The 16,484-nt window shown below is 68.1% G+C and carries 13 protein-coding genes and 3 pseudogenes; 10 read left to right on the forward strand and 6 right to left on the reverse strand.

The window, feature by feature from the left end:
* Positions 1 to 123: 123 nt before the first annotated feature.
* The gene (locus AVHM3334_RS00005; RefSeq protein ID WP_349816599.1) at positions 124 to 612 is read right to left on the reverse strand and encodes a winged helix-turn-helix transcriptional regulator; all 489 of its coding nucleotides are present in this window, start codon (positions 610 to 612) and stop codon (positions 124 to 126) included.
* Positions 613 to 691: 79 nt separating this feature from the next.
* Here AVHM3334_RS00005 and AVHM3334_RS00010 point away from each other — a divergent pair, with 79 nt between their 5' ends.
* From AVHM3334_RS00010 to AVHM3334_RS00040, 7 genes and pseudogenes are all read left to right on the forward strand, one after another.
* On the forward strand, positions 692 to 1,567 hold the full coding sequence (locus AVHM3334_RS00010) for an SDR family oxidoreductase (protein ID WP_284408573.1): 876 nt from the start codon (positions 692 to 694) through the stop codon (positions 1,565 to 1,567).
* Between the two features lie 164 nt (positions 1,568 to 1,731).
* Positions 1,732 to 2,720, forward strand: a pseudogene (locus tag AVHM3334_RS00015) (LysR family transcriptional regulator).
* Positions 2,717 to 4,251: pseudogene (locus AVHM3334_RS00020) on the forward strand (FAD/NAD(P)-binding protein). The pseudogenes AVHM3334_RS00015 and AVHM3334_RS00020 overlap by 4 nt, the downstream one beginning before the upstream one ends.
* Before the next feature lie 94 nt (positions 4,252 to 4,345).
* The gene (locus tag AVHM3334_RS00025; protein ID WP_284408575.1) at positions 4,346 to 5,320 is read left to right on the forward strand and encodes an ABC transporter permease; all 975 of its coding nucleotides are present in this window, start codon (positions 4,346 to 4,348) and stop codon (positions 5,318 to 5,320) included.
* A 123-nt stretch (positions 5,321 to 5,443) separates the two neighbouring features.
* Positions 5,444 to 5,617: pseudogene (locus AVHM3334_RS00030) on the forward strand (ABC transporter permease); the annotation flags it as partial.
* A 172-nt stretch (positions 5,618 to 5,789) separates the two neighbouring features.
* Entirely contained in the window at positions 5,790 to 6,044 is a 255-nt protein-coding gene (locus AVHM3334_RS00035; RefSeq protein ID WP_284408820.1) for an acyl-CoA thioester hydrolase/BAAT C-terminal domain-containing protein, read from the forward strand.
* A gap of 48 nt (positions 6,045 to 6,092) precedes the next feature.
* The gene (locus tag AVHM3334_RS00040; RefSeq protein WP_284408577.1) at positions 6,093 to 7,277 is read left to right on the forward strand and encodes a CMD domain-containing protein; all 1,185 of its coding nucleotides are present in this window, start codon (positions 6,093 to 6,095) and stop codon (positions 7,275 to 7,277) included.
* 38 nt (positions 7,278 to 7,315) lie between these two features.
* On the opposite strand, the gene xopAG is transcribed toward AVHM3334_RS00040, so the two are convergent.
* Entirely contained in the window at positions 7,316 to 8,884 is a 1,569-nt protein-coding gene (gene xopAG / locus AVHM3334_RS00045; RefSeq protein WP_284408579.1) for a XopAG/AvrGf1 family type III secretion system effector, read from the reverse strand.
* Positions 8,885 to 8,947: 63 nt separating this feature from the next.
* On the opposite strand from xopAG, the gene AVHM3334_RS24000 reads away from it, so the two are divergent.
* On the forward strand, positions 8,948 to 9,373 hold the full coding sequence (locus AVHM3334_RS24000) for a hypothetical protein (protein ID WP_502869824.1): 426 nt from the start codon (positions 8,948 to 8,950) through the stop codon (positions 9,371 to 9,373).
* Positions 9,374 to 9,442: 69 nt separating this feature from the next.
* Here AVHM3334_RS24000 and AVHM3334_RS00055 read toward each other — a convergent pair whose 3' ends face one another.
* The 4 genes from AVHM3334_RS00055 to AVHM3334_RS00070 all read right to left on the reverse strand — a co-directional run bounded on the left by AVHM3334_RS00055 (position 9,443) and on the right by AVHM3334_RS00070 (position 14,147).
* A complete protein-coding gene (locus tag AVHM3334_RS00055) occupies positions 9,443 to 10,222 on the reverse strand; it encodes an enoyl-CoA hydratase (protein WP_284408580.1) in 780 nt (259 codons plus the stop codon).
* Positions 10,223 to 10,292: 70 nt separating this feature from the next.
* Positions 10,293 to 12,092 carry a M61 family metallopeptidase gene (locus AVHM3334_RS00060; protein WP_284408582.1) on the reverse strand — a complete coding sequence of 600 codons (1,800 nt, stop codon included), beginning with the start codon at positions 12,090 to 12,092 and terminating at the stop codon, positions 10,293 to 10,295.
* Between the two features lie 113 nt (positions 12,093 to 12,205).
* Positions 12,206 to 12,925: a DsbC family protein gene (locus tag AVHM3334_RS00065; protein WP_284408584.1), complete on the reverse strand. Its 720-nt coding sequence runs from the start codon at positions 12,923 to 12,925 to the stop codon at positions 12,206 to 12,208.
* 88 nt (positions 12,926 to 13,013) lie between these two features.
* Positions 13,014 to 14,147 (reverse strand): FAD-dependent monooxygenase, encoded by a 1,134-nt coding sequence (locus tag AVHM3334_RS00070; protein WP_284408586.1) that lies wholly within the window; start codon positions 14,145 to 14,147, stop codon positions 13,014 to 13,016.
* A 96-nt stretch (positions 14,148 to 14,243) separates the two neighbouring features.
* Between AVHM3334_RS00070 and AVHM3334_RS00075 the strand changes: the two genes are divergently transcribed.
* Both AVHM3334_RS00075 and ychF read left to right on the forward strand, forming a co-directional pair.
* Entirely contained in the window at positions 14,244 to 15,116 is an 873-nt protein-coding gene (locus AVHM3334_RS00075; RefSeq protein WP_284408587.1) for an MOSC domain-containing protein, read from the forward strand.
* Between the two features lie 100 nt (positions 15,117 to 15,216).
* A complete protein-coding gene (gene ychF, locus AVHM3334_RS00080) occupies positions 15,217 to 16,311 on the forward strand; it encodes a redox-regulated ATPase YchF (protein ID WP_284408589.1) in 1,095 nt (364 codons plus the stop codon).
* The last annotated feature ends 173 nt before the right edge of the window (positions 16,312 to 16,484 follow it).

Here is a 16,484-nt window from a genome sequence, read left to right on the forward strand (position 1 = left end):
GTCGGGCATGCTTATGGCTGTTCATCTGGTTGGGTGTCCTGAGCGGATTGGGTGTTTGGCGACTTCCAGTCTCTCAAACCCAATCCGGATGAACACCGGATACAACCTATTGAAACTTCACACCTAGGCCACTCGCGCCTCTTCCATGACAGGGGGGCGTGTCTCCAGCGCTTCGCCGTCGTACCGCTCCCGCGCGCTGCGAATGCTCCCGTGGTGCTGTTCCGCCCAGTGCAGCAAATGCGACAGCGGCGTCATCACCGATTGCCCCAAGGCCGATAGCCGGTACTCCACGCTGGGCGGCTTGGTGGGAAAGACATGCCGCGTCAGCAGGCCGTCCCGCTCCAATGACCGCAGCGTCTGCGCCAGCATGCGTTTGGAGATGTCGGGCACGGCGCGCTGCAGGGCGCCGAAGCGCAAGGGGGCGGGGGCGAGCGTCAGCAGAATCAGCGTGGTCCATTTGTCGCCGATGTGGTCCAGCACGTCGCGCACCGGGCATTGCCCCAGGTCCAGACCTTCGGGGCGCTCGCGCATCCAGGCCTGTGTGGCGGCCAGGGCTTCGAGGGTCTCGGGTGTGGCCGGGGCAGGGAGGTGAGCTTCAGGTAACCAGGGCATGAAAAACTGCCTTCTTGTGGAAGTGGTGGCGGTTCCTAATATAGACCTCCTCTCCAATCGTTACCAAGAGGTTTCTCGCATGTCCACCCCTTCCCCCCGCCTGCTCGTCACCGGCGCCAGCGGCCAACTCGGCCGCCTTGTCATTCAGCAGTTGCTCACACAGGTGCCCGCATCGCAGATCGTGGCCTCGGTGCGCAATGTCGAGAAAAGCGCGGCCGGGCTGCCCGCAGGCGTCGAACTGCGCCAGGCGGACTACGACGACGCGGCCTCGTGGGATGCCGCACTGCAGGGCATCGATCGGGTGCTGTTGATTTCTTCCAGCGAAATCGGCAGCCGGCTCGCGCAACACGGCAACGTGATCCGTGCCGCGGCGCGCGCCAAGGTGCAGCTGATCGCCTACACCAGCCTGCTGCATGCCGATGTGTCTCCACTGGGCTTGGCGAAGGAACATCTGGCGACCGAGGCGCTGCTCAAGGAATCGGGTGTGCCTTTCGTGCTGCTGCGCAACGGCTGGTACACCGAAAACAATCTGATGGGCATTGCCGATGCGCTGGGACGCGGCGTGCTGGTGGGCGGCGCGGGCGAGGGGCGGTTCGCCTCCGCAGCGCGGGCGGATTACGCCGCTGCGGCCGCTGCCGTGCTGGCCGCCAAAGACAGCCCTGCCGGCAAGGTCTATGAACTGGCTGGCGACGATGCCTATACCCGGGCCGAACTGGCCGCTGAAGTGGCGCGCCAGGCAGGCAAGCCGTTGGTGTACCAGGACATGCCCGAAGCCGCATACCGCGACTTGTTGGTGACCGTGGGATTGCCCGCGCCGGTGGCGGAAATGCTGGCGGATAGCGATGCCGGGGCCGCTCGCGGCGCGTTGTTTGACAGCGGGCGCCAACTCAGCGCGCTGATCGGTCGCCCGACGACGCCGCTGGCCGCGTCGGTCAGCGAGGCCCTGAAATCCTGAGGTAGATCCCCCCTCGCTGCCGGTCGCCCGGCCGGCGCATCGCTGCCGAAGGTTCGCGTCAAGCCCGCGCTTGCGCCCCTTCGGCATTTGCATAGGTGGTCAAAGTATTTGTATTTGGCATGCAAGGGGTTCGTGATTTCGTGAAACGCATGAAATAAAACCCCATGGAATTGCGCCAACTCGAAGCCTTCGCCGCCGTGATGTCCACTGGTAGCGTGACCGCGGCCGCCCGGCTGCTGGACCGTTCGCAGCCGTCCATGAGCCGCTGCCTGCAAGAGCTGGAGGCCGAGATCGGCTATGCGCTCTTCACCCGGGGCGGCCCGCGCGTCACGCCGACCGAGCAGGGCTTTCTGCTGTACGAGGACGTGGAGCGCGCGCTCGGCGGCCTGCGGCAGATCCGCGAGCGCGCCGCCGAAATCGCGCGCGGCGAGGCCCGTCCGCTGCGGCTGGCCGCCACGTCGGCGCTGGCCGTGGGGCTGCTGCCGCAGGCGCTGCGGCTGGCCGAGCCACACACCGGCAGCGCTGCCATCCAGTTGCGCAGCACCTCGCCCGAAGAGTGGTGCATGCCGTGCTGACGGGCGCGGTGCAACTGGGCGCCACCAGCCTGCCGCTGGAGCACCGCGGGCTGCAGGTGCACTGGATCGTTCAGACCGCCTGCATGGCCGTGCTGCCGCAGGACGACCCGCTCGCCGCCGAACCCGTCGTGCCGCTGGCGGCCCTGGCCGAACGCCGCCTCATCGACTTGAGCAATCCGTTTCGCTTGCGCGGCCGCATCGACCGGGCGCTGGCCCAGGTCGGCCGGCCGGGGCTGGCGCGTCGCGATGCCATCGAGACCAATTCTTCGGTCAACGCCCAGGCCGCCGTGCGCGCCGGCCTCGGCGTGGCCGTGCTGGAGTTGCTGACCGCGCTGGGCCTGCCCTGCGACGGCGTGGCCGTGCGTCCGCTGGACACCGACATTCCCTTTTTCTTCGGGGTCATCACGCCCCAGGCGCAGCCCGTCACGCCGCAGGTGCAGGCCGTGGCGGATGCGCTGCTGCAGGCGGCCCGGACGTTGCCGGGCTTCGTGCAGCACGCCCCGCAGGCCCACGCCGCGCTGCTGCAGGCGCTCTATGGCGGCGATGCCGGCCCCACTGCTTCCGAGGTTTCCGAATGACGACTGTCCCCGCCGATTCCATCCCCACCCCCATCCTGGCGCCTGCGCCCGCGCCCGCCGGGCTCGCCGCCCTGGAGGCGCGCCTGCGCCAGGACCTGCAATGGCTGGGCCTGCCCGCGCGGCGCTGGGTGCCGCCGCGCCGGACCGAGGCGGGCGAGCCGGTGCTGGACGTGGCCATCGGCGGCGGCGGCATGGCCGGGCTGGCGCTGGGCGCTTCGCTGGCGCACATGGGCGTGCAGGCCCCGCTGTTCGACCGCGCGCCGGAGGGCTTCGAGGGCCCCTGGGCGACCACGGCGCGCATGGAGACGCTGCGCTCGCCCAAGGAACTGACCGGGCCCGCGCTGGGCCTGTCGGCGCTCACCTTCCGCGCCTGGTTCGAGTCGCAGTTCGGCCTGGCCGCCTGGGCCGCGCTCGACAAGATTCCGCGCCTGCAGTGGATGGAGTACCTGCGCTGGTACCGCCGCGTGCTGGGCCTGGACGTGCGCAACCGCCAGCGCGTGCTGGCCGTGCACCCGCGCGCCGATGGCCTGGTGCGGATCGACCTGGCCGACGATGCCGACGGCGGCGCGCCCTACCACGTGCTGGCCCGCCATGCGGTGCTGGCCACGGGCCGCGACGGGCTGGGCGGCCCCTGGGTGCCCGACTGGGCGCGCGCGCTGCCGGCGGGGCGCTGGGCGCATTCGGCCGATGTGTGGGCGGCGGGGCCTCGGCCATGGACTCGGCCGCCACCGCGCTGGAGGCCGGCGCCGCGCGCGTGGACCTGCTGGTGCGCCGCGCCGAACTGCCCCGCGTGAACAAGGGCAAGGGCGCCGGCAACCCCGGCATGGCGCACGGCTTTTGGTCGCTGCCGGACGAATGGAAATGGCGCTTTCGCCATTACCTGAACGTGCAACAGGTGCCGCCGCCGCACGGCAGCACCCTGCGCGTGTCGCGCCACGCCAACGCGCACTTTCACCTGGGGGCCGGCGTGCACAGCGCGTCCGTGCGGCCCGACGGCGCGCTGCGCCTGGAGACCGCCAAGGGCCCGCTGGCCGCCGACTTCGTGATTTTCTGCACCGGCTTTCGCACCGACTGGGCGCTGCGTCCGGAGTTCGCCGCGTTCGCGCCGGCCGTGCGGCTGTGGCAGGACCGCTTCGTGCCGCCAGCCGGCGAGAGCGACGCCGAGCTGTCCGCCTCGCCCGACCTGGGGCCGCTGTTCGAATTTCAGGAAAAGACGCCCGGCGCCTGCCCGGGCCTGGACCGCATGCACTGCTTCAACGACGGCGGCGCCCTTTCGCAGGGCGCGGGAGCGGGGGATATTCCGCAGATCAGCGATGGCGCCCAGCGCCTGGCGCGGGGCCTGGCCGCCCGGCTGCTGGCCGACGATGCCGCGCTGCACTACGCGGCCATGCAGCGCTACGAAGAGCCCGAGCTGGACGGCGACGAATGGACGCCGGCGGCGTTTCCGGCTTATGCGCCCGAAGGCGCCGCGCCGGCTGATCCCGCCACCGTCCCCGCCATGACCCAAAGCGCCCCGGAGGTCAAGCGATAATTGCTATGAAAATAATAGCTATATGCCCTAGTGGATATTGCACTGCAGGCCTTTTTGCCTTGAAGCGCTCGCGGCTGCCCGCGGCCCTGCGGCCATGACGGGCTGGCTGCTGCGCCGGCTGGGGCAGGCACTGCTCGTGGTGCTGGCCATGACGGTGATCGTCTTCGTGGGCCTGCACGCCATCGGCAACCCGGTGGACATCCTGATCGGCGACGACATGAACCAGCAGGAGCGCCTGGCCGCCATCGCGCGGCTGGGGCTCGATCAGCCGCTGTGGCGCCAGTACCTGGCCTTCATCGATGGGGCGCTGCACGGCAGCCTGGGCAAGAGTTTCGTCTACCAGGAAGACGCCGTGCGCCTGATCCTGCAGCGCCTGCCCGCCACGCTGGAGCTGGCCATGGCCGCGCTGGTGCTGGCGGTGGTGCTGGGCGTGCCGCTGGGGCTGTACGCCGGCATGCGGCCGGACAGCCCCGTGTCCAAGGCGCTCATGGCGGTCAGCATCGCGGGCTTTTCGCTGCCGGCGTTCTGGGTGGCGCTGATGCTCATCATGGTGTTCAGCGTGCAGTTGGGATGGATGCCCGCCAGCGGCCGTGGCGCCACGCGCGAGTTGTTCGGCGTGCCGTGGTCGTTCCTCACCCTCGACGGGCTGCAGCACCTGGCGCTGCCGGCCTTCAACCTGGCGCTGTTCAAGATCTCGCTGGTGCTGCGGCTCACGCGGGCCGGCGTGCGCGAGGTGCTGCCGCAGGACTTCGTGAAGTTCGCGCGGGCCAAGGGCCTGTCGCCGTCGCGCGTGATGGTCATGCACGTGCTGCGCAACACACTGATCCCGCTCGTTACGGTGCTGGGCCTGGAGCTGGGCTCGACCATCGCCTATGCCGTGGTGACGGAGAGCATCTTCGCGTGGCCCGGTGCGGGCAAGCTGATCCTGGACAGCATCAACAGCCTGGACCGCCCCGTGGTGGTGGCCTACCTGATGGTGGTGGTGGTGATTTTCGTGACGCTCAATCTGGTGGTGGACGTGCTCTACCGCCTGCTGGACCCGCGTGCGCGGGTGGAGGGCGCGGCATGACGCAGCCTGTGACCGCTTCGCCCGGCGCCCCCGTGGCGCGGAGCTTCGACGACCGCTCGATCTGGTACCGCGTGGCGGCGGACTTTCTGCGCTCGCGCACCGCAGCCGCTGCGCTGGCCGTGCCTGGGCCTGGGCGTGCCGATCACCGAGCCGTCGCTGGGCCTGTTGATCTCCAACGGCTACCAGTACCTGCTGTCCAACGAATACTGGGTCAGCTTCTTTCCCGGCCTGGCGCTGCTGTTCACCAGCGTCGCGATCAACCTCGTGGGCGACCAGTTGCGCGACGTGCTCAACCCCGAGGCTGCAGAAATGATGGGCGCCGCAGCTTTCCCCGGCGCCCCCACGCTGGAAGTGCGCGACCTGCGCACGCGCTTTCACACCCGCGCCGGCGTGCTGCCGGTGGTGGAAACTGGTGCTGCTGCTCACCGCCGAAGACGATGGCTCGTGGCCGTCGTCGCTCTATGGCCGCATGGTCGCGGAACGCCTCGCTGCCCACGCCCACCCGGACCCGGTGGCGCAGCACGACTACGCCGGCGCCGGGCATTCGATCTTGTTTCCCTACCTGCCGAGCACGCAGACCGTGTACGCCCATCCGGTCTCCGGCCGGCGCAGCACGGGCGGCGGCGCACCCGCACCCAACGCATGGGCCGATGAGGACTCCTGGCGGCAAGTGCTATTGTTTTTGAAGCACGCTGCCCTAGAAGAATATGCGCTGGAGCCCTGAAACACTGAGATCCCTGGCGGCCGCCGTGCCGCCCCACCGGAGCCGACCATGACCGATTCTTCCCTTTCCCTTTCCCACCCCCTCGACCTGGTGGACACCCTCGTGCCGCTGACCGCCGGCGATCCGGTGCATGCCGTGCGCCACCAGCGCGACAAGGTGGTGGCCGCCACGCAGGGCAGCTACGACAGCCTGTTCGATCCCGCGCTGGAAGGCCTCTCCCTGGCCGAGCGCCTGCTCGCCGCGCTGGCCGTCGCCGCCCGAGCCGGCAGCGCGGCCCTGGTGGCGCACTACACGGCGCGCCTGCAGAGCCTGCCCGACCTGACGCCCGCGCAGCGAGACGCAGTGGTGTCGGGCTCGGCGAACGCGGACGACGCACGCCTGCAGGCCATCCTGCGCTTCGCCGATCTGCTGGCCGCACGGCCGGTGGAGGGCGACCGCGCGGCGCTGCTGCAGTTGCCCGCGGCGGGCTTGAGCACGCCGGCCGTGGTGGCGCTGGCGCAGCTCATCGCCTTCGTGGCCTACCAGGTGCGCGTGGTGGCGGGGCTGCAGGCGCTGGCGGCGCTTGGCTCGCCCGCTGCGTCGCCCGCCGCCGCCGGCGAGCCGGCCCCGGCCGCCGCGCCCTTCGTGCACCCGGCCAACCTGCCCAAGCCTGGCGAGCCCATCCGCGTGAACGGCTACACCAGCGAAACGCTGGATTGGAAAGCCTGGCTGCCCGTGCTGGACCTGGCACAGGCCACGCCCGCGCAGCTGGCGGTGCTGGAGGACAGCCACCCCAAGGCCAAGACGAGCGACTACTACCGCGTGCTGGTGCACCAGCCGCGCATTCTGGAGGAGCGCTCCATCGTCTTCAACGCGATCATGTATGCGCCCGGCGGCCTGTCGCGCGCCGAGCGCGAACTCGCCAGCGCGGTGGTCTCGCGCGTGAACGGCTGCGTGTACTGCGCCTCGGTGCACGCGCAGCGGTTCGAGCAACTGGCCAAGCGCAACGACGTGATCGTGCAGGTCTTCACCGAGCCGCAGGGCGCGGGCACCACGGCGCGCGAGCAGGCCATCGTGCAGGCCAGCATCGACCTCACGCACGCCCCCGGCGCGTTCGGCGCGGCGCAGGTGCGGCCGCTGCGCGCGGCGGGCCTGTCGGACCTGGAGATTCTCGACACGGTGCATGCCGTGGCGATCTTCGCGTGGGCCAACCGGCTGATGCTCAACCTGGGCGAGCCGGTCTTTCCCGGCTGACCTGCGCCCTACCGGGCAGTGGCTGGGCGGCGTGGTGGTCAGGGCCTGGAGGCAGCGACCCGTTGCTTGCCGCCATAGAAGGCCTGGGCGGCGTCCTGGCAGACGCTTTTGTAGAAATCGTCCGCTTCCTCGATGGTATAGCCCGCCCCGGCGAAGCATCCCCTCGCTATCTCATGCAGGGTATGCCGGCTTCCGCTGGCGTCGTCGTACACCGCGTTGAAGCAGGCCACCAAAGCCACCAGTTCGTCCTTGGACAGGCGTGGCTCGTCGCTCATCAGCCGAGCGTGGTTGATGCACGCCACTGCGTTGGCGCATGTGAACGAATCGCCCAACCCGGAGCAGTCCTCGAAGCCGTTGCCCTGCTCGTTCAGCTTGAAATGGGCAATCGCCAGGTTCTCGATGTTCTTCGATTGCGCCAGGGGCCGCAGGTCCGCGAGTGCCTGCGGATCATCCCGCAGCCGCCACGCGTGCATGGCCGTTTCAAATCGGTGCAGTAGCGGCCCGAGGACACCGGTGTTTCTTTTGAGAATGCTTTTCGACGGGTTCTCGAACATCAGGCTGGCATCGAGCTTTTCCGTTTCGCTGGGGAGCAGCAATTCCTGCTCTTTCAGCAGCGACATGATCACGTTTTCGGCGTGGCCCCAGTGCTCTTCGTGCGCATAAACCTGCCGGAAATTCAAAAGGGCCTGTCCGGCCGCCAGTTGGGCCTTTGCGCCCAGCCCGCCATTTTCCGGCCCGGCCTCACCCTCCTGCTGTAGCAGCATCTCCAGGGAGTCCATGCATTCTCGAAGCGAAAGTCCCCGTGCTTGCGTGGCAGCCTGGTAGTGCGGGAGTCCTTTGTTCACGAAAGGCTGCGTGATGGAGCGCGAGACATAGCCAGTGGCGCCGGTTTCCTCGTTGGGCACTCCGACCAGTGCGTACTTCCCTTTGCTCGCATAAGCCTGGCTTTTGGTGAGATCGACGTTCTCGGGCACATGGCGCGGCTGGTAGCGATCCACCGAGGCTGGCTTCACCAAGTGCCCCTTGAGGCAATCGAAATTTTTGATCAGCGATTGCCGTGCCTGAGAGTGATCCGCCAGCGCCTCGAGATGGACCTTGGTGGCGGCTCGGTAGTCGGTCATGGTCGCGAACTGGTTGCTCCCGCAAGTCCTGATCCATGGCATGGGGTTTCGGTCGCCGCCCGCGTCAGCGTCGGTGCGGTGGTATTCCTGATAGTAGGTTTTGGCCTGCGCATAAGCCTTGTCGAGTCGCGCGTTGCTCGTGAAGCCCCCTTTGCCGTCGAGCAGTGTGCTGGTCGATAAAAAGAAATCGTCAGTGCTTTTGTACAAAACAGCCACGCCGGCCAAGCCCATCGCATATTTCGCGGCTAGCGTCGCTGTATTGCGGTCAGTTTTGCCGCCTCCTGGCGAGGACCCTGCGTTTTCAGGTCCCGCCAATGTGGCTTGGCGTGGGGCCTGTGGGGTGCCTCTCTTGGCGCGTGGCGCAAGGGGGGAGGCGGGGCTCCGCAGTGAGCTCGCGGATGATTTCGAAGTTGTAGTGAAGGCTTCGGCGGTATTTCGCACCCATGGCAACAGGGCAGCCAGGAGGCGTTCATTCTTGATGGTCATCGCGGTTCACGTTGAGATATTCCGCGGGTCTTGCACTGCGGAGATTTTTGGAGACGGCATTGAATGATGGTGTACCGCAATCGAATCCGACGGTCGGAAACGAAAGACCTGTCCGCCGCGCGAATGCGCACGTTCGACTGCGTTTGTCATCGCGCTCAGTGCCGGGCTGTCAGCCCTGATGCGACCGAAAATCGAAGGCGGAGTCGTTCACATCGCGCAGCCTTCGAATCAAAATGGACCGCCTCACCGCTGCAGCCGATCTACTCCGCCGCGCCGCTCATCGCGCAGGGGCGGCTCACGGCGCTGCTGCCGGGCCATGCGCCGCGCGCGCTGGGTGTGCACGGCGTGTATGCCTCGCGCCGGCAGGTGCCGCCTGCGCTGCGTGCGATGCTGGATTTTCTGGTGGAGCGATTCGCCGACCCCGCGCATTGGCAGGCCGGCTTGCCGGTGCCGGCCAAGGCCCCGGCGCGGACGAAAAAAAGCCGCTGAAAAACAGCGGCAGCGGCAGCGACAGGGCAGTGCCGCAGCCCCCGTAGCGGGGCTGCGGCGCAGGGCGCCTCACTGGTGGGTGAAGCTCGCCTTGCGCTTGTTCACGAAGGCGTCCATGCCTTCCTTTTGGTCGCTGGTGGCGAACAGGGCGTGGAACAGGCGGCGCTCGAACATCACGCCGTCCGAGAGCCCGCTCTCGAACGCGCGGTTGACCGACTCCTTGGCCGCCATCACGGCGATCTGCGAGAAGTCGCTGATCTGCAGCGCCGCGCCCAGGGCTTCGTCCATGAGCTGCGGGAATGGCACCACGCGGCTGACCAGCCCGGCGCGCTCGGCTTCGGCGGCGTCCATCATGCGGCCGGTGAGGGCCATGTCCATGGCCTTGGATTTGCCCACTGCGCGCGGCAGGCGCTGCGTGCCGCCAGCACCTGGGATCACGCCCAGCTTGATTTCGGGCTGGCCGAACCTGGCGTTGTCGGCCGCGATGATGAAGTCGCACATCATCGCCAGCTCGCAGCCGCCGCCCAGGGCGAAGCCGCTCACGGCGGCGATCACCGGCTTGCGGATGGAGCGGATGCGCTCCCAGTTGCGCGTGATGTAGTCGCCCTTGTAGGCATCGGCGAAGCTGTAGCTGGCCATGGCGCCGATGTCCGCGCCCGCGGCAAAGGCCTTTTCGCTGCCGGTGATGATGACGCAGCCAATCTTCTCGTCCGCATCGAAGGCCTGCAGCGCCTCCCCCAGTTCGTTCATGAGCTGATCGTTCAGCGCGTTCAGTTGCTTGGGCCGGTTCAGCGTGATGATGCCGACTTTGTCCGCCTCGGTGCGGACCTCGATGACTTCGTAGGCCAAGGGGTGTCTCCGTTGATCGTTGGTGATCGGCAGACTATACCCACGGCCTTCCGGGCCCGCGCCCGGGCTTTTACCGTTCCGGCTGGGCCGTGGTGCCGTCCAGCCAGCGGTTCGCCAGGGCCGCATCGGCCACCGACAGGCCCACGGTGTCGATCTCCTGTCCAGCGCCCGTGCGCCCGGGGTTCGGTAGCTCCAGCGCCAGCTTGAGCAGCTTGCGGTCGCGGGCGACCAGCGCGGTCACGTGGGGCTCGACGCCGGCATACAGCGGCACGTCGTCCAGCCGCTGCACGCGCCAGGCTTCGCCCTGCACCTCCACGCCCACCCATTCGTCGCCCGCGGCGAAGCCGGCTTGCTCGGCCAGCCCGCCACGCAGCACCACCTTGATCTGCAGGCCCGTGCCTTCCGCCACCCGCACGCCCAGGCGCTGGGCCAGTTGCGCGGGTTCGTCCTGCAGGGTGACGCCGTTGGCCGCCAGCAGTTCGGCCAGGGGCAGGTCGTCGGTGCCGTGCGCCCACTGGGCGACCTCGTCCGCGAACGAGCGGCCCGCCAGCGCCTGCAGGGTGCCGAGCAGATCGGCCTCGGACATCGGGCCGGCGGCGCAGCGCTCCCACAGGCCGCGCATCACGTCGTCCAGCGTGGTCTGGCCTTCACGGCGCAGTGCGAGGTCCAGGCACAGGGCCACCAGCGAGCCCTTGGTGTAGTAGCTCACCGTGCTGTTGGGCGTGTTCTCGTCCTGGCGGTAGTACTTGACCCACGCATCGAAGCTGGCCTGCGCCACCGACTGCACCCGGCGGCCGGGCGTCTGCAGCACCTGGTTGATGGTCTTGGTGAGCAGCCGCAGGTACGTGGCGTTGTCGATCAGGCCGGCGCGGCGCAGCAGCAGGTCGTCGTAGTAGCTGGTGAAGCCTTCGAAGAACCACAGCAGCCGGGTGTAGTTCTCCTGGGTGTAGTCGTAGCGCGCGAACTCCGCAGGGCGCAGCCGCTTGACGTTCCAGGTATGGAAGTGCTCGTGGCTCACCAGCCCGAGCAGCGTGTTGTAGCCCTCGGGCGCCCGGGCCTGGCCGATGCGGGGCAGGTCGCGCCGCCCGCAGATCAGTGCGGTGGAGTTGCGGTGCTCCAGGCCCCCGTAGCCGTCGTCCACCACGTTCAGCAAGAAGAGATAGTTCTGGTAGGGCGGCTTGCCGCTGCCGTGCCAAAAGCGGATGCCTTCCTCGCAGATGCGGCGAATGTCGGCGACCAGCCGGTTGCCATCGAACGAAGGTGCAGCGCCCGACACCACCAGCCGGTGCGGCACGCCGCACGCCGTGAAGCGGATGCTCCAGAACGGCCCCATCTCCACGGGGCAATCCACCAGTTCGTCGTAATGCTCGGCGGTGTAAGTGCCGAAGCCGGCGCGCGTGGTTTTCTCGGCGGTGAGCCCGGTGGCGACCGACCAGCGCGCCACGGCGGGCGTGTTCACCACTTCGAGGTCGTGGCGGGCGTCCTCCTGGCCGTGAACGCGCAGGCACACGCTGGTGCCATTGAAAAAGCCGCGCGTGGCATCGAGGAAGGCGGTGCGCACCGACGTGTCGTAGGCGCAGACCTCGTAGGTCAGCACCAGTGGCTGGGTCTTGCGGCATCGGGCTTCCCAGCGGCATTTGTCCAACTGGGCGAGCGGCACGTCCTTGCCGTCCTGCTGGGCGCGCAGGTTCTGCAGGTTCTTGGCGAATTCCCGCACGAGGTAGCTGCCGGGAATCCACACCGGCAGCGACAGCTGCTGCTGCGCCTCGGGCCTGGCCACCGTCAGCGTCACGCTGAAAAGGTGGGCGTGCGGCTGGGCGGGTTCGACGCGGTAGTGGACGGCGGGTGAAGCGTTGCGAAGGACGGGCATGGTGCGGGCGCTGTGGGTCGGTGGGCGGCCGGGGGCAGCGCATGCACCGCGCCGCCGGGCCGGTCAGAGAAAAAATCCGTTGCGCGGCGGCAGCCGCCGCGCGGGCAGAGGGCTCAGTTGCCGGAGCCGCCGGCGTCGGTCATGCGCTTTTCGACCTCTTGCGCGTTGATCGCTCCCGGCACGCGGGAACCGTCGGCGAAGATGATCGTCGGGGTGCCGGTGATCTTGTGCTTCTTGCCGAAGGCCAGGTTGCGCTGCACGGCCGCGGTGTCGCAGCTGGCGGATGGGGCGGCCTTGTCGCGGACCATCTGGTCCTGCCAGGCGACCACGCGGTCCTTGGCGCACCAGATGTTGCGTGATTTCTCGGCCGAGTCCGGGCTCAGGATGGGGTACAGGAACATGTACACGGTCACGTTGTCCACGTTCTGCAGGTCTTTTTCGAAACGCTTGCAATAGCCGCAGTTCGGGTCCTCGAACACCGCGATCTTGCGCTTGCCGTTGCCGCGCACGATGGTGAAGGCATCCTTGAACGGCAGCGCGTCGAAGTCCACCGCCGTGAGCTTGTTGATGCGGTCTTCGGTCAGGTTGCGGCGGGCCTTGGTGTCGATCAGTTCGCCCTGGATCAGGTAGTTGCCCTTGGCGTCGGTGTAGAACAGGTCGGTGCCGATGCGCACCTCGTACAGGCCCTGCATGGGCGTGCTGCGCACCTCGTCGATCTTCTCCAGTTGGGGAATGCGTTCCGACAGCGACTTGCGGATGACCGTTTCCTGGGCGAATGCGCCCAGCGAAAGGGTGAGCGCGGCGCCGGCCAGCACGGAGGAAAGCAGTTTCATGGCGATTCTTTCGTTCTTCAATTCGTTGTTCGATCCGTCGCGGCCATCATCGCCAGCGTCTTGCCTTGCGGCCCTTCGGTCCATCCCCCTAGACCCGGCCCATGGCCTGGCGCGTGACCCAGTCCTTGAGCGGGCCGCTGTGCTCGAAGCCCTTCATGCCCCAGTTGCGCAGGGCCGTCAAAGGCCCTTCATTGCGCGAGAAAAGCTGCTGCAGCCCGTCCATCGTCCAGCCCATGGGCAGCAGGGCCGCCTTGCGCTCGCGTTCGTATTGGCGCAGCAACCGCAGGTCGCCCACGCCGCGCCAGTAATCCCGCCCGTTCAGCACGCGGGCCAGCGCCTGCGCGTCGCCCAGCCCCAGGTTCAGTCCCTGGCCGGCCAGCGGGTGCACGTTGTGCGCCGCATCGCCGGCCAACACCCAGCTGCGCGCGGCGGCCGTGGCGCCACCCTGCGGTGACATCGGGCCGCACCAGCGGTCCGCCCGGGCCTGCTGCAGGGGCCAGGCCATGCGGTCCGCGCTCAATTGCACGGCGCCGAGGGTGTCCTGGCTGGCTTGCTGGATCTGTTGCTCGAATTCGGTGGGGTCGATGGCGGTCAGGCGCTGCGCCTGGTCCTGCGAGACTGACCAGACGACCGCGACGGAGTTCCCTTCGGGACCGCCCAGCGGCAGAAAAGCCAGAATGCCGTCCGGCAAGAACCACTGGCGCGCCACCTGGCCGTGGGGCCGCTCGCACTGCAACCGGGTGGCGACCGCGTGCTGGCCATAAGGCATGGTGGAAAAATTCACCCCGAATTCCTCGCGCGTGCGGCTGGCGCGGCCCTCGCACACCACGGTGAGCGCGGCGGGCACGGGGGCCTCCACCCACTCGGCCTGGGGCTGGAACCGCAGGGCGTCTGCCAGCCGGGCTTCCAGCGCGGGCACGTCCACGATCCAGGCCAGGGCCTCGGTGCCCTGGCGGGCCGCATCGAACGTCACTTCGCCGCCCTGGTCGCCATGCACCTGCATCTGCCGCACCGCAGTGGCGTGGCCGGCATCGGGCCAGCTTCGCACGGATTCGAGCAGCCCGCGCGATGCGGCGTTCAGCGCATAGGCGCGCACGTCGGCCGACAGGGAAGAATGGGTGCCGACGAGCGCCACGCGGAGCCGCTCGCGCGCCAGCAGCAGGGCGAGGGTGCGGCCCACGACGCCAGCGCCACGGATACATACATCAAAGGTTTGCGCCATGCCGGGCATTGTAGGAGCCGGCCGAGGCGGGGCGGCCGGGCACAATCCCGCTTTCACCGACGGGTTTCGCGCCCGTGCCCCTGGAGCCTTTTCCCCGTGACCTTCCGCCCCGACCACGACCTTGCCGGCACCATCACCCGCCTGTTCGTCCACCCCGTCAAATCCTGCGCCGGCATCGCAGTGCGCGAGGCGCTGCTGACCGACACCGGCCTCGACCTGGACCGCGCCTGGATGGTCGTCGATGCCGATGGGCAATTTCTCACGCAGCGCGCGCTGCCCCGCATGGCCCTGGTGCGGCCCCAGCTCAAGGTGCACGAAATGGTGCTGCGCGCGCCGGGCATGCTGGCATTGCACGTGGCGATCAACCAGGTCGAGGGGCCCGCCACCGTGCAGGTCTGGGACGACACGGTGCCCGCCTGGGACATGGGCCCGCTCGCGGCCCAGTGGTTCACCGACTTTCTGGGCCAGCCCTGCCGCATGGTGCGGTTCGACCCCGAGCACCGCCGGCTGTCCAGCCCGAAGTGGAGCGACGGCCTCGAGGTGCCCAATCTGTTCTCCGACGGCTTTCCGCTGCTGCTGACCAGCGAGGCATCGCTCGACGGGCTGAACGAGCGCTTGCTGGCCGCCGGGCAGGCTGCGGTGGGCATGGAGCGCTTTCGCCCCAACATCGTGGTCGGCGGCCTGCATGCCCATGACGAGGACCGCATCGATCGGCTCTACATCGGCACCGGGGAGGGTGAAGAGGTGCACCTGCAGCCCACCAAGCCCTGTGCGCGCTGCCCCATTCCGGACATCGACCCCGCGACCGCCGCGAGCAGCCCCGAGGTGAGCACCATGCTGCGCACCTACCGCCACGATCGGCGGCTGGGCGGCGCCGTCACCTTCGGCATGAACGCCATCGTGCGCCAGGGCGCCGGCCGCGTGCTGAGGGTCGGGCAGCCCATCGCGGCCGACCTGCGCTTCGAATGAATCGGGCCTGCCGGTCGGGGCTTGCGGGGCATGAATCTTCAACCTGCGGCCCACGCCGTAAAATCGCGGGTTTGTCTTCCGAACACCTGAAAGCCCTGCCATGAGCCTGAAATGCGGCATCGTGGGCCTGCCCAATGTGGGCAAGTCCACCCTCTTCAACGCGCTGACCAAGGCCGGCATCGCCGCCGAGAACTATCCGTTCTGCACCATCGAGCCCAACACGGGCGTGGTGGAAGTGCCCGATCCCCGCCTGCAGCAGCTCGCCGACATCATCACGCCCGAGCGCATCGTGCCGGCCATCGTCGAGTTCGTGGACATCGCGGGCCTCGTGGCCGGCGCCAGCCAGGGCGAAGGCCTGGGCAACCAGTTCCTCGCGCACATCCGCGAAACCGACGCCATCGTGAACGTGGTGCGCTGCTTCGAGGACGACAACGTCATCCACGTGGCTGGCCGCGTGGACCCGATCTCCGACATCGAAGTCATCCAGACCGAGCTGTGCCTGGCCGACCTCGCCACGGTGGAAAAGGCGCTCAACCGCTACAGCAAGGCCGCCAAGTCGGGCAACGACAAGGAAGCCGCCAAGCTGGTGTCCATCCTCACGCCCATCCAGGCCGCGCTGGACCAGGGCAAGCCCGCACGCACCGTGGCCCTGAGCAAGGAAGACGCCCCGCTGCTGAAGCCCTTTTGCCTCATCACCGCCAAGCCCGCCATGTTCGTGGGCAACGTGAGCGATGACGGCTTCGAGAACAACCCGCTGCTGGAGCGCTTGAAGGAATACGCCGCCGCCCAGAACGCACCCGTCGTGGCCATCTGCGCCAAGATGGAAGCCGAAATGTCTGAGATGAGCGACGAGGACCGCGACATGTTCCTGGCCGAGATGGGCCAGGCCGAACCCGGCCTGAACCGCCTGATCCGCGCCGGCTTCAACCTGCTGGGCCTGCAGACCTACTTCACGGCGGGCGTGAAGGAAGTGCGCGCCTGGACCATCCACGTGGGCGACACCGCTCCCCAGGCCGCGGGCGTGATCCACGGCGACTTCGAGCGCGGCTTCATCCGTGCCCAGACGATCGCCTTCGAAGACTTCATCGCCTTCAAGGGCGAGCAGGGCGCCAAGGACGCGGGCAAGATGCGCGCGGAAGGCAAGGAATACGTCGTAAAGGATGGCGATGTGATGAACTTCCTGTTCAACGTTTGAACCGGCACGCGTCGGTTTTTTAAGCTTGGCCGACGTTTGCGGGCGTCGGCCAGCGCTCGGAAAAAATGCAGGCCGGTCTAGTGGCTCTCTCGATTCCTTGATTTCAACAAGAGCGAAATAGCGCTTCTTGGATAGAGCTTTGCCGCAGATGCATATTGCATTGGTGGAGTTCG

Origin of the sequence: Acidovorax sp. SUPP3334, from assembly GCF_030159055.1 — a bacterium.
Taxonomy (GTDB): Bacteria; Pseudomonadota; Gammaproteobacteria; order Burkholderiales; family Burkholderiaceae_C; genus Paracidovorax.